This is a genomic window from Ectothiorhodospira shaposhnikovii (assembly GCF_047222355.1).
Taxonomy (GTDB): Bacteria; Pseudomonadota; Gammaproteobacteria; order Ectothiorhodospirales; family Ectothiorhodospiraceae; genus Ectothiorhodospira.
Map to the genome: position 1 here is coordinate 3,317,854 of NZ_CP178333.1, position 21,776 is coordinate 3,339,629.

General features: G+C 64.9%; 25 protein-coding genes. 11 read left to right on the top strand and 14 right to left on the bottom strand.

What is annotated here, in order from left to right; genetic code table 11:
- Positions 1-12: 12 nt before the first annotated feature.
- The 4 genes from ACLF6L_RS15225 to cbiE all read right to left on the bottom strand — a co-directional run bounded on the left by ACLF6L_RS15225 (position 13) and on the right by cbiE (position 3,346).
- Positions 13-360, bottom strand: a complete 348-nt coding sequence (locus tag ACLF6L_RS15225) for a hypothetical protein (RefSeq protein WP_412852038.1) — start codon at positions 358-360, stop codon at positions 13-15.
- Positions 361-437: 77 nt separating this feature from the next.
- Entirely contained in the window at positions 438-1,304 is an 867-nt protein-coding gene (gene cobA, locus ACLF6L_RS15230; protein ID WP_412852039.1) for a uroporphyrinogen-III C-methyltransferase, read from the bottom strand.
- Between the two features lie 23 nt (positions 1,305-1,327).
- Positions 1,328-2,092 (bottom strand): precorrin-4 C(11)-methyltransferase, encoded by a 765-nt coding sequence (gene cobM, locus ACLF6L_RS15235; RefSeq protein ID WP_200171362.1) that lies wholly within the window; start codon positions 2,090-2,092, stop codon positions 1,328-1,330.
- Between the two features lie 3 nt (positions 2,093-2,095).
- A complete protein-coding gene (gene cbiE, locus ACLF6L_RS15240; RefSeq protein WP_412852040.1) occupies positions 2,096-3,346 on the bottom strand; it encodes a precorrin-6y C5,15-methyltransferase (decarboxylating) subunit CbiE in 1,251 nt (416 codons plus the stop codon).
- 86 nt (positions 3,347-3,432) lie between these two features.
- Between cbiE and ACLF6L_RS15245 the strand changes: the two genes are divergently transcribed.
- Positions 3,433-4,212: a cobalt-precorrin-6A reductase gene (locus tag ACLF6L_RS15245; protein WP_238617077.1), complete on the top strand. Its 780-nt coding sequence runs from the start codon at positions 3,433-3,435 to the stop codon at positions 4,210-4,212.
- Here the strand turns inward: ACLF6L_RS15245 and cobJ are convergent.
- From cobJ to ACLF6L_RS15260, 3 genes are read right to left on the bottom strand one after another with little or no spacing between them, the layout of a single operon-like run.
- Positions 4,176-4,940: a precorrin-3B C(17)-methyltransferase gene (cobJ, locus tag ACLF6L_RS15250; RefSeq protein ID WP_238617078.1), complete on the bottom strand. Its 765-nt coding sequence runs from the start codon at positions 4,938-4,940 to the stop codon at positions 4,176-4,178. The genes ACLF6L_RS15245 and cobJ overlap by 37 nt on opposite strands.
- Positions 4,937-5,671 carry a precorrin-2 C(20)-methyltransferase gene (locus ACLF6L_RS15255; RefSeq protein WP_238617079.1) on the bottom strand — a complete coding sequence of 245 codons (735 nt, stop codon included), beginning with the start codon at positions 5,669-5,671 and terminating at the stop codon, positions 4,937-4,939. The genes cobJ and ACLF6L_RS15255 overlap by 4 nt, the downstream gene beginning before the upstream one ends.
- Positions 5,668-6,300 carry a precorrin-8X methylmutase gene (locus ACLF6L_RS15260; RefSeq protein ID WP_238617080.1) on the bottom strand — a complete coding sequence of 211 codons (633 nt, stop codon included), beginning with the start codon at positions 6,298-6,300 and terminating at the stop codon, positions 5,668-5,670. Before ACLF6L_RS15260 ends, ACLF6L_RS15255 begins: the two co-directional genes overlap by 4 nt.
- Before the next feature lie 382 nt (positions 6,301-6,682).
- Between ACLF6L_RS15260 and ACLF6L_RS15265 the strand changes: the two genes are divergently transcribed.
- Positions 6,683-7,687: a GGDEF domain-containing protein gene (locus ACLF6L_RS15265; protein ID WP_412852041.1), complete on the top strand. Its 1,005-nt coding sequence runs from the start codon at positions 6,683-6,685 to the stop codon at positions 7,685-7,687.
- 227 nt (positions 7,688-7,914) lie between these two features.
- Here ACLF6L_RS15265 and pufB read toward each other — a convergent pair whose 3' ends face one another.
- Both pufB and pufA read right to left on the bottom strand, forming a co-directional pair.
- Positions 7,915-8,055 (bottom strand): light-harvesting antenna LH1, beta subunit, encoded by a 141-nt coding sequence (gene pufB, locus ACLF6L_RS15270; RefSeq protein ID WP_200171375.1) that lies wholly within the window; start codon positions 8,053-8,055, stop codon positions 7,915-7,917.
- 14 nt (positions 8,056-8,069) lie between these two features.
- Entirely contained in the window at positions 8,070-8,270 is a 201-nt protein-coding gene (gene pufA, locus ACLF6L_RS15275; RefSeq protein ID WP_238617083.1) for a light-harvesting antenna LH1, alpha subunit, read from the bottom strand.
- Positions 8,271-8,617: 347 nt separating this feature from the next.
- Here pufA and radC point away from each other — a divergent pair, with 347 nt between their 5' ends.
- Positions 8,618-9,289 (top strand): RadC family protein, encoded by a 672-nt coding sequence (gene radC / locus ACLF6L_RS15280; RefSeq protein WP_238617084.1) that lies wholly within the window; start codon positions 8,618-8,620, stop codon positions 9,287-9,289.
- Between the two features lie 89 nt (positions 9,290-9,378).
- On the top strand, positions 9,379-11,205 hold the full coding sequence (locus ACLF6L_RS15285) for an ABC transporter transmembrane domain-containing protein (RefSeq protein WP_412852042.1): 1,827 nt from the start codon (positions 9,379-9,381) through the stop codon (positions 11,203-11,205).
- A 25-nt stretch (positions 11,206-11,230) separates the two neighbouring features.
- Here the strand turns inward: ACLF6L_RS15285 and ACLF6L_RS15290 are convergent, their stop codons facing one another.
- The gene (locus ACLF6L_RS15290) at positions 11,231-12,121 is read right to left on the bottom strand and encodes a universal stress protein (RefSeq protein ID WP_238617086.1); all 891 of its coding nucleotides are present in this window, start codon (positions 12,119-12,121) and stop codon (positions 11,231-11,233) included.
- Positions 12,122-12,303: 182 nt separating this feature from the next.
- Between ACLF6L_RS15290 and ACLF6L_RS15295 the strand changes: the two genes are divergently transcribed.
- Both ACLF6L_RS15295 and ACLF6L_RS15300 read left to right on the top strand, forming a co-directional pair.
- Positions 12,304-13,446 (top strand): MFS transporter, encoded by a 1,143-nt coding sequence (locus tag ACLF6L_RS15295; protein ID WP_238617087.1) that lies wholly within the window; start codon positions 12,304-12,306, stop codon positions 13,444-13,446.
- Between the two features lie 41 nt (positions 13,447-13,487).
- Positions 13,488-13,925 (top strand): hypothetical protein, encoded by a 438-nt coding sequence (locus ACLF6L_RS15300; protein WP_412852043.1) that lies wholly within the window; start codon positions 13,488-13,490, stop codon positions 13,923-13,925.
- Positions 13,926-13,976: 51 nt separating this feature from the next.
- On the opposite strand, the gene infA is transcribed toward ACLF6L_RS15300, so the two are convergent.
- Positions 13,977-14,201: a translation initiation factor IF-1 gene (gene infA / locus ACLF6L_RS15305; RefSeq protein ID WP_008930796.1), complete on the bottom strand. Its 225-nt coding sequence runs from the start codon at positions 14,199-14,201 to the stop codon at positions 13,977-13,979.
- Positions 14,202-14,591: 390 nt separating this feature from the next.
- Here infA and ACLF6L_RS15310 point away from each other — a divergent pair, with 390 nt between their 5' ends.
- Positions 14,592-15,548, top strand: coding sequence for an SLAC1 anion channel family protein (locus ACLF6L_RS15310; RefSeq protein ID WP_412852044.1), 957 nt, complete (start codon positions 14,592-14,594; stop codon positions 15,546-15,548).
- Positions 15,549-15,557: 9 nt separating this feature from the next.
- On the opposite strand, the gene ACLF6L_RS15315 is transcribed toward ACLF6L_RS15310, so the two are convergent.
- A complete protein-coding gene (locus ACLF6L_RS15315) occupies positions 15,558-15,863 on the bottom strand; it encodes a DUF134 domain-containing protein (protein ID WP_008930794.1) in 306 nt (101 codons plus the stop codon).
- An 80-nt stretch (positions 15,864-15,943) separates the two neighbouring features.
- On the opposite strand from ACLF6L_RS15315, the gene ACLF6L_RS15320 reads away from it, so the two are divergent.
- On the top strand, positions 15,944-16,297 hold the full coding sequence (locus ACLF6L_RS15320; protein WP_412852045.1) for a NifB/NifX family molybdenum-iron cluster-binding protein: 354 nt from the start codon (positions 15,944-15,946) through the stop codon (positions 16,295-16,297).
- Between the two features lie 42 nt (positions 16,298-16,339).
- Here the strand turns inward: ACLF6L_RS15320 and ACLF6L_RS15325 are convergent, their stop codons facing one another.
- Positions 16,340-18,025 carry a diguanylate cyclase domain-containing protein gene (locus ACLF6L_RS15325; protein ID WP_412852046.1) on the bottom strand — a complete coding sequence of 562 codons (1,686 nt, stop codon included), beginning with the start codon at positions 18,023-18,025 and terminating at the stop codon, positions 16,340-16,342.
- Between the two features lie 134 nt (positions 18,026-18,159).
- Between ACLF6L_RS15325 and ACLF6L_RS15330 the strand changes: the two genes are divergently transcribed.
- The 3 genes from ACLF6L_RS15330 (at position 18,160) to ACLF6L_RS15340 (ending at position 19,891) form a co-directional block, all read left to right on the top strand.
- Positions 18,160-18,861, top strand: a complete 702-nt coding sequence (locus tag ACLF6L_RS15330; RefSeq protein ID WP_412852047.1) for a pirin family protein — start codon at positions 18,160-18,162, stop codon at positions 18,859-18,861.
- 76 nt (positions 18,862-18,937) lie between these two features.
- Entirely contained in the window at positions 18,938-19,402 is a 465-nt protein-coding gene (locus ACLF6L_RS15335) for an SRPBCC family protein (RefSeq protein WP_238617094.1), read from the top strand.
- A gap of 36 nt (positions 19,403-19,438) precedes the next feature.
- A complete protein-coding gene (locus ACLF6L_RS15340) occupies positions 19,439-19,891 on the top strand; it encodes a PAS domain-containing protein (RefSeq protein ID WP_238617095.1) in 453 nt (150 codons plus the stop codon).
- A 435-nt stretch (positions 19,892-20,326) separates the two neighbouring features.
- On the opposite strand, the gene ACLF6L_RS15345 is transcribed toward ACLF6L_RS15340, so the two are convergent.
- Positions 20,327-21,655: a sensor domain-containing diguanylate cyclase gene (locus tag ACLF6L_RS15345; RefSeq protein ID WP_238617096.1), complete on the bottom strand. Its 1,329-nt coding sequence runs from the start codon at positions 21,653-21,655 to the stop codon at positions 20,327-20,329.
- Positions 21,656-21,776: the final 121 nt, after the last annotated feature.

Genomic DNA, 21,776 nt, shown 5'->3' on the forward strand with positions numbered 1-21,776 from the left:
GCCGTTCGATCCCTATGACGGCCGCCACACCTCATAGCCGCAACTCCAGCAATGGTGCAGGGCTTCGCGCCCGGCCCCTTCAGCCCGTTCCCGCACCCGCCCCTTGACCGCATACAGTCCCCGCAGGGTGCAACGGGGACATTTCAGGGCATCGCCTTCCTGCTCCAGGGTCTCGGGGTTTGCGTCGGCCTTGTCTTCGGTGGTGACGGCTTCACCGGCCATGTCCGCCGACAGGCGGTTCAGATCATCCCCGAGGGCGGCGATGAGTTCAGTGGCCCGGGGATTGTCGTCACCGACGGCGGCCTGCAGTTCATCCAGACGACGCTGCAGGGCGGAGAGGCGGTTGCGGATATCGCTCATGGAACCTCCTGGATGCGTTGGGCTGGCACTGATTGTTGAACGGCGGCATGTCGTGGGCAAGCCTTTCCCGTCGAGGCTCACGCCTGACCGGAGGCCGACTCCACCGCCTGGGTCACTACCTGCCGCAGGGTGTGATGACAACGGACGATCTCGCCCAGGACCACAATGGCCGGCGCCTCCAGCCCCTCCCGACGGATGGTCTCCAACAGCTCGCCCTTGGTGGTGATCACCACCCGCTCCTCCAGGGTGGTGGCGGAGGCGACCACCGCCGCCGGGAGCGCGTCGGCCATCCCGCCCTGCCCCAGGCCATCCAGGATGAAGGGCAGGTTGCGCAGGGACATATACAGGATCACCGGCTGATTCAGACGCCCCACCAGGGTCCAGTCGATGCCGTCCGGCGTGGGCCGGGTGCCGGCACCATGGCCGGTGGCCAGGAACAGCGCCTGATTCACCCCCCGGCAGGTGGCCGGGATACCCACGGCGCTCAGCCCCGCCAGCCCCGAGGTCAGCCCCGGGATGACCCGATGGGGGATGCCCTGGGCCACCAGCTCGGCCACTTCCTCGCCACCGCGACCGAAGATGAAGGGGTCCCCGCCCTTGAGCCTCACCACACGGAAGCCCCGCCGGGCCTGATCCACCAGGGTGGCGGTGATGTCGTCCTGATGGGTGGAGGGCCTGCCACCGCGCTTGCCGGCAAAGATGCGCACCGCCTCCGGACGGGCGAGGGCAAGGGTACGGGGATCGATGAGGGCGTCATGTACCAGGACATCCGCCTGCAACAGGGCCGACAGGGCATGCAGGGTCAGCAGCCCGGGATCACCGGGACCGGCTCCGACGATCCACACCTCTCCCTGCCGCAGTCGGGGCATGCCTGGCAACAGGGTCCCCAGGGTGTCCAGAGCGGTCTCCGGGGACAAGGGGCGAGTGGGTGAGACTTCGTTCATCGGAATGCTCCGGGGCTGTCCGCTCACGACCCGTAACCGGGACGATAACGGCGGACATAGTCCGTGTTGTACAGGGCACTTTCGCGAAAATCCTCACTGCCCAGGGCCGGCCCCACCAGGATCAGGGCGGTACGCTCGATGGGATCGACCCGGTGCATGGCCACGATGCCGGACAGGGTGCCCCGCAGCACCGTCTGATCCGGCCAGCTGGCGCGGGCGACGATCGCCACCGGGCAGTCCTCGCCATAGTGGGGTACCAAGGCCGCCACCACGTCCTCCAGACGGTGGATGGCCAGGTGAATGGCCAGGGTGGCGCCGGTGCGGGCGAAGTTTTCCAGGGTTTCGCCCGGCGGCATGGCGGAGGCACGTCCGGACATGCGCGTGATCACCAGACTTTGGGCCACTTCCGGCACCGTCAGTTCCCGCCCCAGCACGGCGGCGGCGGCGGCAAAGGCAGGCACGCCGGGGGTGAGGGTGTAGGGAATGCCCCGTCGATCCAGACGGCGCATCTGCTCGGCCACGGCGCTGTAGACGGACAGATCGCCGGAATGCAGGCGGGCCACATCCTCCCCGGCCTCGTGGGCGCGGACGTATTCCGCCTCGATGGCATCCAGATCCATCGGCGCCGTGTCCACCAACCGCGCCCCGGGTGGGCAATGTTCCAGCAACTCCGCCGGCACGATGGAACCGGCGTAGAGACACACGGGGCAACGGGCCAGCAGGCGCGCGCCCCGCAGGGTGATCAGATCCGCCGCGCCGGGACCGGCGCCGATGAAGTGTACGGTCATCAATCAGTTCCTCTTTTCCACCGCCCATTGCACCACGGGCATGGCGGGACGAAAACCGTGCAGAGTGCCGACGGGTTCCAGGCGTTCCACCGACAGACGGGTCAGGGTGCCGCCGTAGCGCTGCCAGGCCCGCTGGATGACCTGCTCCGTCTCCAGCACCACCACGTTCGCCACCAGGCGACCACCGGGGAGCAGGGCGGCCCAGCACTGGTCGATGACGGCCTCGTCGCGGGCGCCGCCGCCGATGAAGATCGCATCCGGCCGGGGCAATCCCTCCAGTACGGCGGGGGCACGACCGACCCGCACCTCCAGCCGGGGGACGCCCAGGGCGGCGGCATTGCGGGCCGCGCGGGCGGCCCGCTCCGGGTGGCTGTCCACGGCAATGGCCCGGGTGTCGGGGTGGGCCAGCAGCCATTCAATGCCGATGGAACCGGAACCCGCCCCCACGTCCCAGAGCAGCGCGCCGGCCCGGGGACGCAGGCTGGACAGGGTGACGGCGCGAATCTCCCGCTTGGTGATCTGGCCGTCGTGTTCGAACCACTCATCCGGCAGCCCCGGGGCCAGGGGGATGATAGGGGCATCCACCTCCGCCTGTACCTCCAACGCCAGCAGGTTCAGGGGCTGGATGTCCTGGAGGTCGAAATCCCGCGCCCTGACATGACGCCGGCGTTCCCGTGGACCGCCCAGGGCCTCCATCAGGGTCACGGCGGTCTCACCGAATCCCCAGCGGGTCAGGGCCTCGCAGATCTGCCCCGGCGAGTCCTGGTCGGCGGTGAGCACGAACAGGCGCGCCCCCGGCTGCAGGGCCGGCCGCAGGGTCTCCAGGGGGCGACCGGTGAGGGACACCACCGCGCATTCCTGCTGGGCCCAGCCCAGGCGGGCGGCGGCCAGCGACACGCTGGAGGGGTGAGGCAGGCAGCACATCTCCCGCGCCGGCAGATGCCGCAGCAGGGTGCTGCCCACGCCGAAGAAAAAGGGATCACCGGAAGCCAGCACCACCACTGGCTGTCCCCGCCGGGCGAGAATCCGGGGCAGGGTGTCGGACAGGGGCGAGGCCCAGGGCAGTGCTTCTCCCCGGATCAGGGGCGCGGCCAGGGTCAGATGACGCGCTCCGCCGACCACCAGGACGGCGGCACCGATCAGGGCGCGGGCAGCGGGGCTCAGGGCCTCGACGCCCTCCTCTCCCAGGCCTATGATGCTCAGCCAGGGACCCGGGGGAGCACCGGCCGGTTGACGGACGTGTTCAGCGGTCATGGCAGTCTCTGCCCCGGCAACATCCCGCGCCCTGCCCCACCGGCCAGAGGGCCGGGCCCGTCCATCCGTTCTGCCTGAAGCGAGCCATGACCCACACACCCCTGCGCATCCTGATCCTCGGCGGCACCGGAGAAGCCTTGCAACTGGCCCGGGCCCTGGAAGGTGACGCACGCTTTGCCCCCACCTACTCGGTGGCCGGGCGCACGCAAAATCCCCGCCTGCCGGACCTGCCCTGCCGCGGCGGCGGCTTCGGGGGCCCCGACGGCCTGGCCGGCTACCTGGGCCGGGAGGCCGTCGAGGTACTGGTGGATGCCACCCACCCCTTTGCCGCCCGCATGTCCACCCATGCGGTCATGGCCGCGAAGCAGACGGGCGTTGCCCTGCTGGCCCTGCGGCGCCCGGCCTGGATACCCGGCCCGGAGGATCACTGGCACGGGGTGCCGGACATGGCCGCCGCGGTACAGGCCCTGGGCACCCGCCCCCGGCGGGTCTTTCTCACCATCGGGCAACTGGAACTGGCTCCCTTTTGCGAGGCACCCTGGCATCGTTACATCATTCGCAGCGTGGATCTGCCCGCGGTACGTCCGCCGGACTGCCTGTGCATCACCGAACGCGGCCCCTTCCGGCTGGAGGATGAACAACGACTGCTGCTGCAGCACCGCATCGACGCCCTGGTGACCAAGAACTCCGGCGGCGAGGCCACCCGCGCCAAGCTGGAAGCGGCACGGATGTGCAACGTGGAGGTGATCATGGTGGATCGCCCGTGGGTGCCGCCGGCGCCCGCCGAAGTGCCGGACCCGAAGGCCGCCCTGGACTGGCTGGGCGCCCACTACGTCCGTTCCCGACCCACGCTGCGGGGCGTGTAGATCCAGGGATCCTGCCCGGTACGGGGGATCAGCCGGGTCTCGGCGTTGCCGACGATCACCAGGGTGCGCATGTCCGCCTGCTCCGGCCGGGCCCGGGCCAGGGTGGTCACCGCCACCGCCTCTTCCGGGCGGCTTACGGCACGGGCAAAGATCACCGGCACATGGCCCGGTAGATGACGACGCAACAGGGTCAGGGCTTCGCCCAGTTGCCAGGGACGCGCCTTGGAAATGGGATTGTAGAACGCCATGGCAAAACCGCCGCGGGCGGCGCACTCAAGGCGATTCAGGATGACGGTCCAGGGTTTGAGGTTGTCCGACAGGGACATGACGCAGAAGTCATTGCCGAACGGCGCCCCCAGACGGGCACCGGCGGCCAGCACCGCGGACACCCCGGGATGCACGGTCACCTCCAGATCCCGCCAGCCGGGCTCGCCATGGTCCATGGCCTCGAAGACCGCGGCCGCCATGCCGAACACACCGCCGTCGCCGGACGAGACCACGGCCACCCGAGCGCCTTCCGCGGCCAGTTGCAGGGCCAGGCGCGCCCGCATGATCTCCTCGCGGTTGTCGGAGGCATGGATCCGCTGCCCCCCCTCGGCGACCACCCGCTCCACATAGGGGACATACCCCACCAGATCCGTGGCCTGGGCCAGGGCCAGGGTGGCCCGGGGGCAACGCAAATCCTCGGCGCCGGGACCCAGACCGATGACATCCACGCGACCGCTCATCGAACCCCCTGCCTGCCGGGTACCAGCACGATGGTGAAATAGGGCGCCGTCCGGTCTTCCGGCCAGTCGGCCAGGCGCGCCACATGGGCGCCCTCCATGGTGCCCCGCTCCACCAGGATGGCCCGTTCCAGCAGACCGGCCCGGATCAGGGCCGTGCGGATACGGGGAAGATTACGGCCCACCTTCATGAAAACAGCGGCATCGGTACGGCTCAGATGGGACACCATGGCGTCCTCCGGCAGGGTGCCGGGGATCACCGTGAGCACATCGTCACCATGGGTGATCGGGGTGTCGGCCTGGGTCCAGCATCCACTCATGCCGCTGATGCCGGGGACCACCCGGGCCGGGAAGCGGTGAGACAGGCGATCGTGCAGATACATGTAGGAACCATACAGGAAGGGATCACCCTCGCAGATCACCGCCACATCCTCTCCTGCGTCCAGATGGCGCGCCACCGCCGCCGCCGCCTGGTCGTAGAAGTCGCTCATGTCGCGCGCATAACGGGGATCATGGATGGAGACCTCGGTGGTGAAGGGGTACTCCAGGCGCAGGATCCGCTGCTCGGGAAGCAGGTGGGGGCCGGCGATCCCCAGGGCCTGCCCGGTGCGACCCTGCTTGGCAAAGGCGGCCACCACCGGTGCCGCCCGCAGCAGGCGCAAGGCCTTGAGGGTGATGAGCTCCGGATCACCGGGCCCCAGACCGATGCCGAACAGGGTGCCGGAGCCGCTCATTCCTGTTCACTCGCCAAGGCGTTGATGGCCGCCACGGTCATGGCGCTTCCGCCCAGACGGCCGTGGACGATCACGGACTCAAGACCCGGATAGGCGGCCAGGGCCTCCTTGGATTCCGCGGCGCCGACGAAACCCACCGCCATGCCGATCACCAGAGCCGGACGGGGCGCCCCCGCATCGATCAACTCCAGCAGGTGGAACAGGGCGGTCGGGGCATTGCCGATGGCCACCACGGCACCATCGAGCCGTTCCCCCCACAGATCCAGGGCGGCAGCGGAGCGGGTGTTGCCGATCCGCCGCGCCAGTTCGGGGACGCGGGGGTCGTCCAGGGTGCAGATGATCTCGTTGTCCGCCGGCAGCCGGGCGCGGGTAATGCCGTGGGCCACCATCTTGGCGTCACAGAGGATGGGCTTCCCCGCCAGCAGGGCCGCCCTTCCCGCCTTGGCGGCATCGGGCGTGAAGACCACCTGGGGCGCCAGTTCCACCATGCCGCAGGCATGGATCATGCGCACCACCACCCGGGCCTCCTCGGTACTGAAACCGTCCAGTCGGGCTTCGCCGCGGATGGTGGCGAAGGATTTACGATAGATGGCCGCGCCATCCTTGATGTAGTCGTAGGTCTGGGGCATGGATCGAGTGAACTGCGTGAAGGGCAATGCCGGGGCGGCCGGAGCGGGTGGGTAAGCTTAGCGGGTCGGGGTCCACGGGGCAATGCCCGACTTGCCCGACACCGGCCATCGGCCACCGGCGTTACCGGCTTTTTGAGGCCCGGGCATGCAAGCGCACTATAATCAGGCATGCAATCCTGTCGCCGCCAATCCCGTCAACCCTCGCCGAGGCAAGATTTTCAGGCCTGAAAAACCGTCACCATGCCGATCCCTCCAATCATGCCGCCGCTACCATGCTCGCAGGTTCCCAAAGGCACCTCGGACCGTTATCGGCGCCACGGGAACTGCCTTCTGGTCGGTGACGCGGCGGTCCGATGGGCGCGAACCCTGGAGGCGGAAACTGATGAACCCATCAGCTCTTGATCCCACCCTGCAGCCCGAACTGGCTCGGGCACTCCACAGCTATGTCATGGAGTCCGGCCGCCTGGTGGTAGTGGAAGTGGACAGTGACGGCCGGATCATGGGTGCCAACGTCACGTTCCGTTCCCGCTTTGCCGGATTTGCGGATGTACGCGGTGAATCCCTGTCCCGGTTCCTGGCCAGCGATGACGAGATGCCCGACATCGAGCCGGGACTTGCCCACCGTACCGCCATCGCCCGGATATTCAACACCGTCATGGGAGGAGAAAACTACCTGTTCCATGCCTATCCGCTCAATGCCCACACACTGCTGATCGGGGAGCCCGCCAAGACGGACGACAGCGACGTGATCGGCCGCATGGGCAATCTGGCACTGGAAATGTCCCGCCTGGTCAGGGATCTTCGCAAGGCCAATCACGATCTGGCCGTGGCCAACGAGCTGAATCAGCAGCTGGCCCGCACCGACGCGTTGACGCACCTGGCCAACCGCCGGTATTTCATGGAGCGCCTCCAACAAGGGGTGGTCCAGGCCCAGAGTCGCCGGCATGCCCTCTCCATCCTGATGATGGACCTGGATCACTTCAAGCAGATCAATGACAGCTTCGGTCATGCCGCCGGTGACACAGCGCTGACCGCCTTTGCGGAACTGCTGCGCGCGCTGGTCAGAATGTCAGACCTGCCGGGGCGACTGGGGGGAGAGGAATTCGGACTTTACATGTTTGACACCCATCGCCACGTGGCCGCGGCGGTGGCGGAACGCATCCGGGCAAGTACCTGGGAGCTTCGCCCCAACGGGCTGGATCATCGACTCAGTGTCAGTATCGGTATCGCCGTGCTTGAGCCCGAAGAGGATGCGGAAGCGCTGATAAGACGTGCCGACGCCGCGCTTTATCAAGCCAAGAATCAGGGCCGTAACCGGGTCGTCATCGCAGGGCCGGAGTCGGAACACGCGACCGGACGGGAAGAGAATGCACCTAGGAAGGACTGACATGATCGACCGCACGGACCGCGGGCGATAAAAATTTCAGGAGGGGGGGTTGCAATACCCGAGGGTTTTGATCAATATTAGACCCATGCCCTCAAACGGAAGGTGGAGGAGCCTGGCGGTTCTCCGAACGATTGGCCTCTGCAAAAGTCACAATCGCGCGTCGATCGAACCGACAGGTATTCCTCCACCTGCACTGCTAGTGCAGCACCGCTACTGCAAAGACCTTCTTAGTAGAAGGGTCTCCACATGAACACCAGGAAGTGAGCGGCGGCAGCCAGAACCATGAACACCGTGAAGGTGGTCTTGAACTGCTCGTGGAATTCCTTGGCTTGTTCTTCGGTCAGGCCGGAGATGCTGTTGTCATTCATGGTCTAGTCCTCTCTTACTCGGAAGCTTCAACGGCGCTGGCGTCGAAGGTCAGCGGGTTGTAGTTGTCGTTGGCGTACACGAAGGCGTGAACGGCCAGGGCAACGACCAGGACAGCCATCAGAATGGGCATCAGCCAGGTGCCAGGATTGACCACCAGCCACAGCTTCCAGTCGTCTCTGGGGTTGCTGGGCTTGCTCGCTCTGTATTCGCTCATTGATATTACCCTCTTGGTTTAAGTACAGACCCCTTTCGAGATCCGGACGTTCTTGCAAACATCAACTTCTGATGCAGCCCCTTCAGTCCGGCCTGGCCGACCTGTCTGACAGGGACCGTAGTCAGGGTGTAAGTCTAGGCTGACGCCGCGCGATGTCAAGGTTTCGATACAGACGGAAGCCCCGGAAAGACCCAAGACTCACAAAAGCTTGACCCGGGTCAACGAGTGGATGGGTCATGGCGGCAAAAGCCGGGGTTTCAGCCGGATGGACACACCCGCCAGGACACGTCATGATGCCCGCAAGCCCCAGGACACCGGACTGTCCGCTCAGCACAAGGAGGTCAACCATGCCCATCACCGACTGGCCCGCCGCCGAACGCCCCCGGGAAAAACTCATTGCCCGCGGCGCCGCGGCCCTGTCCGATGCCGAACTGCTGGCCATCTTCCTGCGCACCGGGGTGGCAGGCCGCACCGCCGTGGATCTGGCCCGTGACCTGCTCACCCGTTTTGGCGGCCTGCGCCCCCTGCTGCAGGCGGACCTTCAGGACTTCTGCACCGCCCATGGCCTGGGAAAGGCCAAGTACGCCCAGCTCCAGGCCGTGCTGGAGATGGGAAGGCGGCACCTGTCCGAGACACTCAAGCGTGGTGATGCCATCACCAGCCCGGAACATACCCGGCGCTACCTGAGTGCCCGCCTGCGGGACTATCCCTTCGAGGTCTTCGCCTGTCTGTTCCTGGACAATCGCCACCGGGTCATTGCCTTTGAAGAATTGTTCCGGGGCACCATCGACGGCGCCAGCGTCCATCCCCGGGAAGTGGTGCGCCGCGCCCTGATCCACAACGCGGCGGCCGTCATCCTGAGTCACAACCACCCATCGGGAATCGCCGAACCCTCACGGGCGGACGAGGCCATCACCCGACGCCTGAAAGAGGCCCTGGGACTGATCGACGTGCGGGTACTGGATCACATCATCGTTGGCGACGAACTGGTGTCATTGGCGGAACGCGGCGTGATCTGAGACCGCTTTCCCGCATGCTTTTCAGGGTCTTGACGGGGCCGGAAAGGTTTAAGATAGGCCCGCCTTCAGGTCGTCAAGGAAACAGGATCGTGTCGGAACATGAAACCGAACTGAGCAACCGCCCCACCAGCCGCAACCTGCGGGTGCTGGGACGTCTGCTGGGCTTTGCCAGACCTCACACGGGCCGCATCATTGCCGCCGCCGTGGCCCTGGTGGCGGGGTCCGGGGCCGTGCTGGCTTTCGGGGCCGTGCTGCGCCTGGTGATCGATCAGGGACTGACCGCCGGCGATGCCGCCGCTTTGAACCAGGCCCTGATGCTCCTGCTGGGCGTAGTGCTGCTCATGGCCACCGCGGTCTCGGTACGCATGTATCTGGTGACCTGGATCGGTGAGCGGGTGGTGGCGGACCTGCGCCGGGCGGTATTCGAGAAAGTACTGCGCCTGGACCCAGCCTTCTTCGAGATGACCCGCACCGGGGAAGTGATCTCCCGTCTGACCACGGATACCTCCCTGGTACAGGTGGTGGTGGGCTCCACCCTGGCCATCGCGGTACGCAACCTGCTGCTGTTCTGCGGCGGCATGGCCATGCTGTTCATCACCAGCCCCAAGCTGACCCTGGGCGTGTTGCTGGGGGTGCCACTGATCACCGTGCCGGTGTGGATCCTGGGACACCATGTCCGCCGTCTTTCCCGCCAGTCCCAGGACCGGGTGGCCGACATTGGTGCCTATATTGACGAAACCCTCTATGGTATCCGCACCGTCCAGGCCTTCTGCCATGAAGCGGTGGACATGCTGCGCTATGGCCGCCAGGTTGAACAGGCCTTCGACACCGCCATCCGGCGCACCCGCTTCAGCGCCCTGCTCAGCGGCATGGTGATGCTGCTGGTATTTTCCAGCATCAGCCTGGTGTTGTGGGTCGGCGGGCACGACGTGCTGGCCGGACGCATGAGCAATGGACAGCTGGCGGCATTCGTGTTCTATGCCGTGCTGGTGGCCGGCGCCGTGGGCGCCATCAGCGAAGTCATCGGCGAGCTGTTCCGGGCCACCGGTGCGGCGGAACGCCTGATCGAACTGCTGGATACGGAACCCGCCATCACCCCGCCCACCCGGCCGCGAGTCCTGCCGGCCCCACCCGAGGGCCGGGTGCAGTTGGAGCAGGTGGTGTTCCGCTATCCCTCCCGCCCCGAGCCTCCGGCCCTGGACGGGATCACCCTGACCCTCGAACCCGGCGAGAAGGTCGCCCTGGTGGGGCCCTCGGGGGCCGGCAAGTCCACCGTCCTGCAGTTGCTGCTGCGCTTCTATGACCCCGAGTCCGGACGCATCCGTTTTGACGGGGTGGACATTCGGGAAACAGATCCGGGCCAGCTACGAAGACGCATGGCTCTGGTGCCCCAGGATGCGGTCATCTTCGGCGCCGATGCCTGGGAAAACATCGCCTTCGGCATGGACGGAGTGAGTCGGGAACAGATCCGACAGGCGGCGGATGCGGCCCATGCCAGCGAATTCCTGGACCGCCTGCCGGAGGGGTTTTCCAGTCATCTGGGAGAACGGGGCGTACGCCTGTCCGGCGGCCAGCGCCAGCGCATCGCCATCGCCCGCGCCATCCTCAGGGACCCGGCCCTGCTGCTGCTGGACGAGGCCACCAGCGCCCTGGACGCGGAAAGTGAACGCCTGGTCCAGGAAGCTCTGGAACACCTGATGGAAGGACGCACCACCCTGATCATCGCCCACCGCCTGGCCACGGTCCGCAAGGCGGACCGGATCGTGGTCATGGACCAGGGCAGGATCGCCGCCGTGGGGACCCACGATGAGCTGGTGGCCCAGGGAGGACTCTATGCCCGACTGGCAGCCCTGCAGTTCAGGGAGGGACAGGAAGGACTGACGGAACCAGGCCGGCGCACCGGCACCGGGGGCTGAACCCGGGGCCGGTGGCGGTTCCCTCTCATCCCCGGATCAGCAACACGTCCGCGTCCTGCACCTGGTGCACCACCCGGCGGGCCACGCCGCCCAGAAGGGCATCCTGGAGACGGTTGCGGCCGTGGGTGCCCATCACCACCAGCTCGGCCCTGAACTCCTGCACGGCCCGCTCCAGCACATCGGGCGCATAGCCCAGACGCAGCTCGGCGGAGAGCCGCTCCGTCGGCAGACCGCAACCGGCCAGAAAATCATTCAGCTCCTGCTCCTGTTCGGCGCGCACTTCCTGCTTGATCCTCGCCACCTCGCTGGCCACCACCCGGTTGCGCAGCACCTCGTCCAGGGAATCCATGTTGTAGGCATGCACTGCGCGCAGGGTTTCCTCGGGGGAAAGCGCCGCGGCCAGGCGGAGGGCGCTGCGGGTCCGTTCGGAATAATCCACCGGCACCACGATATGGCGGTAAGCCCCCTGCACCGGCTTCTTCACCACCAGGATGGGGCGATCGGCATGGTGGACCAGGTTCTGGGTGGTGGTGCCCAGCAGGATCTCCTTGAAGCTGCGCTGGCCGTGGGAGCCCACCACGATCAAGTCCGCTCCGAACTCGCGGGCCTCCGCCAGGATCTGCTTGTGACCCTGACCCCGCACGCAGCGGATGTCCATGTCCAGGTCGTCGGCGGCGCCCAGCGCCGTCATCCGCTCCGCCATGGCCTGCTCGGTGGCCTCCACCAGATCCGCCATGAGGGTGTCCGCATCACCCCGCCATCGCTTGAGGACGGTCTCGTCCAGGGTCGGGGCAGGAATCACGTTGACCACCCGCAGTCGGGCGCCTTCCGAAGCGGCCAGCTGCAGGGCGCGTCGACCGGCGTTGTCGGCGCCGGCGGAAAGGTCGGTGGCAAACAGGATCTTGCTCAGCTTCATGGTATATCTCTCTCGTGCAGGACATGGCTCTTTGCTGTCTCGGCGCGCCAGTCCACCCTGACATGGCACCGGTCGCACTGATTGTCGCACAGTTACTGCCGCTGTCACGTGACCGGCTGTAAAATGCAACCCACGGTCATCGCCCCGTCCAGCAGCATTGCGCCTGCGTCAGGAGCACTCCCTTGCATATCAGTCATCTTCTTATCGTGCAGTATTGCGCGATTCTGGTCTTTTCATCCCTCTATGCCCCCCAGCCCCTGCTGCCCGTGCTGGCGGAGGCATTTGCCGTCAGCGAGGCCAGGGCCTCGCTGCTGATCACCGTGGCCCTGCTGCCCCTGGCCATCGCGCCGGTGGCCTATGGTTTCCTGCTGCAGAGACTGTCGGCCAGGCGCCTGCTGATCGGCGCCACCTGGCTGCTGGCCGTCACCCAGGTGGCGGTGTATCTGGTCACCAGCTTTGAACTGCTGCTGGCCCTTCGCCTGGCCCAGGGGCTGATCATTCCCGCCATGCTCACTTCCCTGATGACCTACCTGGCCGCCAGCGCCCCGCCGGGACAGATCGCCCGGGTGATGGCCATCTACATTGCCGCCAGCGTGCTGGGAGGCTTTCTGGGGCGCATGATCTCCGGGCTGATCTCCACCCAGTTCGGCTGGCGCTGGTCATTCCTGTTCCTGGCCGTGGCCATCGCCCTGTGCGCTTTGCTGTTGCAGCGCCTGAAGGCCGACCCGCCGGTGAGCTTCCAGCGCCTGGACCCGCGGACCATCCTGCAGGTGCTGCGGCAACCCAGCTTCCTGCGTCTGTACCTGGTGGTGTTCTGCGCCTTCGGTGCCTTTGCCTCGCTACTCAACTTCCTGCCCTTCCGCCTGGTGGAACTGGGCACCGGACTGAGCGAGACCGGCATCGCCTTCATGTATGCGGGTTACCTGATGGGCGTGGTCACTTCCCTGCTCTCCCTGCGCATCGCCGACCATATCGGCGGCGCGGTGAACACCATGCTGCTGGGCAGCGCGGTGTTCCTGGCCGCCCTGCTGTTCTTCACCGGTTCCCAGGTGTGGGTGATGTTCGTGGGCATGTTCGTGCTCTGCGCCGGCATGTTCCTGATCCATTCCCTGGCACCGGGCGTGCTCAATCAGGCCGGCGGCGAGCAGCGGGGGGTGGTCAACGGACTGTATATTGCCTTTTACTATGCGGGCGGTACCACCGGGTCGTTCCTGCCGGGATTCCTGTATCACGGCCTGGGCTGGCACGCGTATCTGGGCGCGCTGGCCGTGACCCTCAGCTTCGGCGGGTGGCTGCTCTGGACCTTGCGACGCAGCGGCCTTTGAGACCGGCCGAAAAACCGAAACACCCTGGAGGCAAAGGATAGATGAGCCAAGACACTGCCAAGCCGTCCCGCAAGGGACTGCCCCGCTGGGCCAGACTGCTGATGACGCCCCTGATCCTGCTGGCGGCCGCCGCCCTGATCTGGAGCCAACTGCCTAAGGGCGCCTACTCCACGGATTTGAGCCGCATCGGAGACGGGCGCCCTGCCCTGGTACTCACTTACGACGCCTCCTTCCTGGCGGGCATGCGGGTGATGGGCTACATGGACGAGATCCGTGATGACTACATGCCGCGGGTCCACTTCCTGGTGGCCAATGTGGGCACCCCCGACGGACGCAGCCTGGCGAACCGGCACGGGGTTCGGGACGGGGCCGTGCTGCTGTTTTCAGCCCAGGGGACACTGGTGGAACAATTGCCGGCACCGGCCGGCGCGGAGGAACTGCGTCAGGCCCTGGATCGGACCCTGATGGCGACCCGGTAGGCACCGGGCGCAGGGGGCGGGCAGGGGGCAGGGATGCCCCCACGAACCGGATCAATGCTTGTAGCGGTAGCTGATACGGCCCTTGGTCAGGTCGTAGGGAGACATCTCCAGCTTGACCTTGTCGCCGCTGACCACACGGATACGGTAGCGGCGCATCTTGCCGGAGGCGTAGGCCTGCACCTGCACGCCGTTCTCCAGTTCCACGCGAAAACGCTGATCGGGCATCACGTCGGTGACGGTGCCTTCCATCTCGATGAGATCTTCCTTATTGGACATGGGGTACCTCTCTTTCCGTCAGGCAGGACACATGAGGGAACCGCGTTTCTGTCCGGCCTGAGTGAGTGTCGGCCTGGCCCTGTGGGCCTGTGCCATGGGGTCGTGCGTCTGCCGATGCAGCGCAGATAAGGTGGGGCAAGGCGGTCTTGATGCCGCTTGACAGGGTCCCGATGCCGGTCGTCATGCCCAGGACCGCTGCAGTATACACGAATCAGGATTCATTTTCAGGGACTTACGCGCATACCCCTGAAAAGGAGAGCGGAACGGGGTTGCCACGATGAAATTAAGCGATGGCTAATATTGCCCGTTTCCCTTAAAGTGTGCGGCATTCAAAGGGCGCCGGAGTCCGGCTTCGGGCGTCGCCGGATCAACTGCTCACGGGGGCATCCGATGGAATCACAACCGAGACTGCCGCACTTCCCTGTCGCCTGGTTCGCCATGATCATGGGCCTGCTGGGCTTCGCCATCGTCTGGGACCGGGCCGATGCCCTGCTGGCCGTCCCCCCGGTCATCGGTGATGTCCTGAGGGGCTTCGCCGTGGTGGCCCTATTGGGAGTGGCGGCACTCTATCTGACCAAGCTGGTCCGCTACCGGGAAGCCGTGGTCAAGGAACTCAACCACCCCATCAAGCGCAACTTCTTCGCCACCATCTCCATCAGCCTGATCCTGCTGTCCATTGCCTTCCTGGAGGACGCCCCCGGCCTGTCGCTGGTGCTCTGGTCCGTGGGCGCGGTGCTTCACCTGCTGTTCACCCTGTACGTGATGTCGGTGTGGATCAATCACACCAGCTTCCAGATCCAGCACATGAATCCAGCCTGGTTCATCCCCGTGGTGGGTAACATCCTGGTGCCCATCGCCGGAGTACACCATGCCAGCCCGGAAATCTCCTGGCTGTTCTTCAGCATCGGCCTGGTGTTCTGGATCGTGCTGCTGACCATCGTGTTCTACCGGATCATTTTCCATGATCCACTGCCGGAAAGGCTGGTGCCCACCCTGTTCATCCTGGTGGCGCCGCCGGCCGTGGGCTTCATTTCCTATCTCAGCCTGACCGACAGCCTGGATCCCTTTGCCCGGGTGCTGTTCTACACCGGCCTGTTCCTGACCCTGCTGCTGTTCTCCCTGGTGGGTCGCTTCGGACGACTGAAGTTCTTCATCTCCTGGTGGGCCTATTCATTCCCCATGGCGGCCATGACCCTGGCGGCCATCAAGATGCACGGCCTGACCGGTGATCCCCTCCATTACGTGATCGGCGTGGTCATGATCGGCGTGCTCACCTTCATCATCGGCGCCCTGCTGATCCGCACGGGCATCGCGATCAGAAGGCGGGAGATCTGCGTCGAGGAATGATCCGGCGCCTCATTCCGGCGGCCCTGTCCGCGGAGTATCGGCCATCTCGATCCTGATGGCCTTGCCCTGCAGCAGGGCCTCGGAGACCTTTTTGCGGGCAGAGTCCAGCATGCGGGAAAACGTGCTGCGCGACACGCCCATGCTGTCCGCCGCATCCGCCTGATAGCGGCCTTCCAGGTCCGCCAGACGCAGGGCTTCCACCTCCTCCAGTGCCAGCACGACCTCCTCCAGATCCCGCAGCGGGATGCCGGCCGGCTTGAAGTAGGTACAGTCGGGACGACAGGTGATCCGGCGTGGACCGCGTGGCCTTGGCATGGGCTGCTCCGTGATGGATGCTTGTATCTATTATGGTCATATGCGCATAATTGGCCACGAATCTTGACGGAGAAACCAACATGCGCATTGCCGTGACAAGTCAGAATTTTCGCACCATCACCGGCCATGCGGGCAAGTGCCGGCGCTTTCTGGTCTTCGGGCCGGGCGCGGCGGATGCCCCGGAAGAACTGCAAAGCCTGGATCTTCCCATGGAGATGGCCCTGCACGAACATCGGGGCCAATCCCACCCTCTATTCGAGCTGGGACTCACCGACCTGATCACCCAGGGGGCGGGTCCCGGCTTCATTCGCCGTCTGGCGGCCCAAGGGATCCGGGTCCATGTGACCAGCGCCACGGACCCGATCGCCGCCGTTCGCAGCCTGTTGACCAAAGAACCCCTGCCGCAACCATTGGAGGGGGCCTGCCGACATTGAAACGCCCACCGGGCGGCGCCGGGACACAACCCATCCGGCAGATCACCTCTGATCCCGGGGCCGCTCGCGACGCGTCTGCTTGATGCGATACATGGCCTCGTCGGCTCGGTTGAGAAAGTCCTGGGGCTTGTCCGTGTGCCTGAATAACGCCACGCCGACGCTGCAACCCACATTCACCATGTGGCCCTTGGCCTCGATGGGCAGGGAAATCTGTTCTTCGGCACGCAGTGCCAGTTTGCCGGGATCGGCGTTCCTGCCGCCGTTCTCCGAAAGCAGCAGGGCAAATTCGTCCCCTCCCAGACGGGCCGCGATATCATCACCACGCACCAGGTTGCGCAGGCGCTCCGCCACCACCTGCAGCACGATGTCTCCCGCCTCGTGCCCCAGACGGTCATTGATGGGCTTGAACCCGTCCAGATCCAGATAAAGCAATGTCAGACGCCCCCCATCATGCCGGTGCTTCTCCATCCGTTGTCCGAGTGTTTCCATGAACCGGCGCCGATTCACCAGCCCGGTGAGTGCATCCGTATTGGCAAGATCGGCCAGCTTCTGCTGTGAACGACGCCGTGCCTCCACCTCCCGGCTCAGGTCCCGGGTGCGGCGGGTGATGATGCCGGCGGACTGGTTGAAGGATCGGGTCAATTCGGTGAATTCCCCCCAGAACGGCTCCTTGACGAAGACATCGCTCTGATGCCTGCGCAAGGCTCGGGTGGCCTGGGTCAGCAGGCTCACCGGCCTGGAGATCATGCGGGTCAATACGAGTGCCATGACCAGACAAAGCAGCAGGACGAACAATACCGTCACCAGGAGAAACTGCGTCTGTTCCCTGAGCGCCGCCTTCAGCACCTGGAGCGATACATAAACCACCACGTCGCCCAGGCCATGGTCCAGGGGCATCGCCAGCAGCAAATGGTCACAGACACGGACCGGTCCGGCATCGGGGACGAATGGAACCTCGCCGAAGGCGACACAGATACCGTGATCCAGACCGGCATCGACACCGAGGATACGAAGACCTTGCTGCCCCTCACGCAGTAGCAGCAAGGTTTTCCCGCCCAGATCCTCATAGGGGAAGTCTTCCACCACGGCCAGCAGATCATCCATCAGTACCAACAGGTGCAGACTGCCGATATGACGATCATCAAGCACCAGAGGGCCGCTGACCCAGAGCGTGGGCCGGTCGCCGTTTTCCGGCCAGTGAACCTCGAGACTGATCTCCGGCTGCCGCAACACGGGCGGTCGCATGCCGGTCTCACCCAGGCGCCCTTCATGGTATACACCCGTCACGGAGCGACCCTCCCCGTCGCGAATCCAGATCCCGCCGAGCGCTTCCACGGGTTCCAGTGCATCCCGCAGGATGCGATCAATCAGCCGGTGATGGACGGGATCGCCGGTCCGCAGATAAGCCTCCAGGCTGATGCGCATCTGGGTCCGGCTGGCCACCAGGTCCAGGTGATCGATCATGCGCCGGAACTCCAGATTCAGGCGCCGCTGCTGAACCTGGGCAATCCGCTCCAGGCCGGCCTCCGCAAGGGACAAGGTGAGGACACGGGTGTGATGGTATTGAGCCAGGAACAACACCCCCTGGGGAACCAGTGCCACCAGCAGAAACGCCATCAGCAGCCTGTGGCGCAGCCCCAGGCTGCGCCACAGGCGACGCACTCCGGCATGGGGCTTGGCAGGCCTTTCCCGCTGCCCGGTGTCATCGCCCTGTTCGGCATGCCCCATACCCTCTCCCGCGGGACGAAATCCCATTTCCAAATGCCGTCACGATACCGCCACCGGGCACGATTGCAAACCTCCGTGAACCAAAGAAAGACAGGCCTGCCAAAAACTTGAAAGACCTTCACGGAGTATCCGCGATGATCAGGATCAGACGTTCCCATGAACGCGGCCATGCCGATCACGGCTGGCTGCAGTCCCGTCACTCCTTCTCCTTTGCCGATTACCACGACCCGGCGTGGATGGGCTGGGGCAATCTGCGCGTCATCAACGAGGACCACATCGCACCGGGGGGCGGCTTCGACACCCATGGGCACCGGGACATGGAGATCATCACCTACGTGATCAGCGGTGAACTGGCCCATCGGGACAGCCTGGGCAACGGCACCGCCATTCCCCCGGGGGACGTGCAGCGCATGAGCGCCGGCAGCGGCATCCGTCACAGCGAGTTCAATCACGCCCCGGACCGCATCACCCACCTGCTCCAGATCTGGATCCTTCCCGATCGGAAGGGCATCCCGCCCAGCTACGAGCAGAAACACTTTGGCGACGAAGAAAAGCGTGGACGACTGCGCCTGCTGGCCTCGCCGGACGGTGCCCAGGGTGCCGTGACCCTCCACGCGGATGCCCGCCTGCTGGCCGGCCTGTTCGACGGCGCCGAACAGGCCGCGCTGGATCTGGATCCGCAACGCAGATACTACGTACATCTGATCAAGGGGGCGCTCACCGCCAACGACCATCGCCTGGCGGACGGCGATGCCCTGCTCCTGACCGGAGAGACGCGACTGGCGCTGAGTGACGGAGACGGGGCCGAGGTGCTGGTCTTCGATCTGGCCGCCTGAAAGGATGCCGCCATGAGCAACCGAAATGACAGCAGCTATACTCACACTCGATACGGGTTTCCGGAGACCCCCGGCCATGGTCAAGGCCCAGACACGCACGCTGATAAGACGCCCGCTGGAACAGGTCTTTCGTTTCGTGGTGGAAGACTTCGTCACCAACTACCCGCGCTGGTCCCCCGAGGTGAAGAGCCTGCGGGTGCTCACCCACGGCCCCTTGCAGGTAGGCTGGACCGGGCATCAGGTGCGGGTGGACCAGGGGCGGCGCACGGAATCCGACTTCAGGGTGATCGCACTGGAGCCGGGGCGGCAGGTCACCTTTCGCGGCGTGAGGGACCCCTACCGCATCGACTACCGGTTCGAACCCCGGGAGCAACATACCGAACTGCACTTCAGCTTTGAGATGGGGAAGCTCAGTCTACCCCTGCGTCCGTTCGAGAAACTCATCCGTCTGGCGGTACAGGAGGGTACCGAGCGCACGGTGCGCAACCTCAAGGGACTGGTCGAGGCGGAGATCGAGCCGCCATCCCCCTCCGCGGCCTGAAACCCGCCCCGTTCAACCTTCAGAGTCATCGCCTCCATGGACTTCATTCCCGAAAAAGATGCCTCCGGCCTGATCCCTTCCGTACTCGCCCAGATCCTGGATACCTGCGTCAACGGCGTGACACTCTCGGACCCCGATCTGCCGGACAACCCGATTGTCTACGCCAACGCGGTATTCGAGCACATGACCGGCTACTCCCGCGCGGAAATCATCGGTCACAATTGTCGTTTCCTGCAGGGAGAGGACCGGGAACAGCCGGCCATCGAGGAGATCCGCAAAGCGCTGGCGGAAAGACGGGAGGTGGAAGTCACCCTGCGCAATTACCGCAAGGACGGCACCCTGTTCCATAACCGCCTGAGCATCCGGCCCCTGTTCGATGCCTCCGGCAAACTGATCTATTTCCTCGGTGTGCAGTACGACGTCACCGACCTGGTGAATGCCCAGACCGAAGTGGCCCGACTGGAGGCACTGCTCCGGCAGGGGGGCTAGCCAGCCTGGCTTGAAATGCCCGCTCGGGCCATTCCATCCCCCCTCCCCTCATCCCCGACCCTTCTCCCCCAGAGGGAGAAGGGAGCATCCGTGGCCGAACCCAGGTTCATGCGTCATTCCCGCGCACGCGGGAATCCAGACACTGACCCGCTGAATCCTTGACTCCCGCTTTCGCGGGAGTGACGGCAAAGGACAAGCGCTTGAGCCGCCCCAAAACTGTGGACAAGACTGTGGATGTCATGTCGATACCCTGATCACCTTCAGGCGCCGACACCACGGCAGGAAACAGAGCAAAAAAATATAGCATTGATTTAAAAAGACTAAACCACCCAACACTCAAAGACTTCCGACTGCGGGAAAGGCGATTCCGGGCCAAGGCCAACCATGGCAAGCCTGTGCATAACCGGCCCTGAAAATAACAGGCGCGGACGAATCTCAGATGATGGCGGGAATGCTGATGACCCGGTTTCGGCCCTGGCGCTTGGCCTGATACAGCGCCGAATCCGCACGCCGCAGCAGGTCATCGGGATACTGATCAGAAGCCTGACACTGTGTCAGGCCAAAGCTCGCCGTGACACCGAAGGTGGCATCCCTCGCACCGCTCAGCCGGATGGCCGCCACATCCACCCGGATCTCCTCCCCCAACCAGAAAGCCTGGTCCAGCAAGGTATCCGGCAGGAAGATCACGAACTCCTCGCCCCCCAGACGGGCCGAGACATCCGTGCGGCGCAAACGCGCTTTAAGGATGCCTGCGAAGGCGATCAGGACCTCATCGCCCTTGGCATGACCGTGCTGGTCGTTGATGGCCTTGAACTTATCCAGATCCACCATGATCACGCAGAACGGGGAGGCCGTCCTGCCGAACCGGTCCAACTCCCGGGATACCACGTCGAAAAAATAGCGCCGGTTGAACAGACCGGTCAGGGCATCGCGGATGCTCATTTCCCGCAGTTCCTGTTCCAGTTGCTTCTGGCGGGTGATGTCCATGACCAGACCATGCCAGAGGGTTCCCCCTTCAGGGGTCCGTTCCGGAGTGGACTGCCCGTGCAGCCAACGCACTTCACCATCCACGCAGACCCGATAATCAACGCTCCAGAACGTCTGGGTGCGTTCCGACGCTTCGACACTCTGCATCACCCGTTCGACGTCATCGGGATGAAAGACGTTCAGCAGCCGGTCCAGATCATTCTCCACATCCCCGGGATCGACACCAAAGAGATCCCGCATCTGATGGCTGGCATAGGGTATGCAATAACGCCCGTCGGCACGGCGTTCAAACTGATAGATCATGCCTGGAGCCGCCTCGGCGATCTTGCGCAATGTTTCTTCCACCTTCTGCTGGCGGGTGATATCCAGCGCGGCACCGGCAATGTGCATCAGCCGTCCCTCCTTGAAGACCTTGCGGCAGGTATCCTCGACCCAGATGTAACTGCCTTCGTGGGTCATGATCCTGTAACGACGGTTAAGATCCCGGGTTGAATCCCCCTGCAGCCAGGTCTCGAATTGAGCCAGGGTGGGCGCCACGTCATCGGGATGTACGAGATGGAACCACCCCCCGGGGGCGGTGAGTTTCTCGTCATCAATGCGCAGGAACAGGCGTAGATTGGGTGAAATGTATTCGATGCGGTAAGGAGGGACGGCTTCGGTGTAATAAACCACGGCCGGAGACAGCCGGAGTATCTCGTCCAGCATCGCTGGGAGGCCGGAAGAATCCGTCGGTTTGCTGTCTTCGGCGTCGAACGAGCCGTTCACCGGGGTTGCCAAGAGAGATCCACCTTAAGAGGGAACCACGAATCCACCTTAGCAGATTTGCCGACATGGTAAGGCACATCCTGCGCCCTACCTGCCCTGCCCCTCACCGGTCAGGGGCGGAACAACCGCTTCG

Coding starts and splice junctions, on each gene's coding strand:
- ACLF6L_RS15310 (WP_412852044.1), top strand. CDS start 14,592: ATGGAATCACAACCGAGACTGCCGCACTTCCCTGTCGCCTGGTTCGCC.
- cobJ (WP_238617078.1), bottom strand. CDS start 4,940: ATGAGCGGTCGCGTGGATGTCATCGGTCTGGGTCCCGGCGCCGAGGAT.
- cobA (WP_412852039.1), bottom strand. CDS start 1,304: ATGAACGAAGTCTCACCCACTCGCCCCTTGTCCCCGGAGACCGCTCTG.
- ACLF6L_RS15260 (WP_238617080.1), bottom strand. CDS start 6,300: ATGCCCCAGACCTACGACTACATCAAGGATGGCGCGGCCATCTATCGT.
- radC (WP_238617084.1), top strand. CDS start 8,618: ATGCCCATCACCGACTGGCCCGCCGCCGAACGCCCCCGGGAAAAACTC.
- ACLF6L_RS15265 (WP_412852041.1), top strand. CDS start 6,683: ATGAACCCATCAGCTCTTGATCCCACCCTGCAGCCCGAACTGGCTCGG.
- ACLF6L_RS15335 (WP_238617094.1), top strand. CDS start 18,938: ATGGTCAAGGCCCAGACACGCACGCTGATAAGACGCCCGCTGGAACAG.
- infA (WP_008930796.1), bottom strand. CDS start 14,201: ATGTCCAATAAGGAAGATCTCATCGAGATGGAAGGCACCGTCACCGAC.
- ACLF6L_RS15315 (WP_008930794.1), bottom strand. CDS start 15,863: ATGCCAAGGCCACGCGGTCCACGCCGGATCACCTGTCGTCCCGACTGT.
- ACLF6L_RS15320 (WP_412852045.1), top strand. CDS start 15,944: ATGCGCATTGCCGTGACAAGTCAGAATTTTCGCACCATCACCGGCCAT.
- ACLF6L_RS15340 (WP_238617095.1), top strand. CDS start 19,439: ATGGACTTCATTCCCGAAAAAGATGCCTCCGGCCTGATCCCTTCCGTA.
- ACLF6L_RS15300 (WP_412852043.1), top strand. CDS start 13,488: ATGAGCCAAGACACTGCCAAGCCGTCCCGCAAGGGACTGCCCCGCTGG.
- pufA (WP_238617083.1), bottom strand. CDS start 8,270: ATGAGCGAATACAGAGCGAGCAAGCCCAGCAACCCCAGAGACGACTGG.
- cobM (WP_200171362.1), bottom strand. CDS start 2,092: ATGACCGTACACTTCATCGGCGCCGGTCCCGGCGCGGCGGATCTGATC.
- pufB (WP_200171375.1), bottom strand. CDS start 8,055: ATGAATGACAACAGCATCTCCGGCCTGACCGAAGAACAAGCCAAGGAA.
- ACLF6L_RS15325 (WP_412852046.1), bottom strand. CDS start 18,025: ATGGGGCATGCCGAACAGGGCGATGACACCGGGCAGCGGGAAAGGCCT.
- ACLF6L_RS15330 (WP_412852047.1), top strand. CDS start 18,160: ATGATCAGGATCAGACGTTCCCATGAACGCGGCCATGCCGATCACGGC.
- ACLF6L_RS15255 (WP_238617079.1), bottom strand. CDS start 5,671: ATGAGCGGCTCCGGCACCCTGTTCGGCATCGGTCTGGGGCCCGGTGAT.
- ACLF6L_RS15290 (WP_238617086.1), bottom strand. CDS start 12,121: ATGAAGCTGAGCAAGATCCTGTTTGCCACCGACCTTTCCGCCGGCGCC.
- cbiE (WP_412852040.1), bottom strand. CDS start 3,346: ATGACCGCTGAACACGTCCGTCAACCGGCCGGTGCTCCCCCGGGTCCC.
- ACLF6L_RS15245 (WP_238617077.1), top strand. CDS start 3,433: ATGACCCACACACCCCTGCGCATCCTGATCCTCGGCGGCACCGGAGAA.
- ACLF6L_RS15225 (WP_412852038.1), bottom strand. CDS start 360: ATGAGCGATATCCGCAACCGCCTCTCCGCCCTGCAGCGTCGTCTGGAT.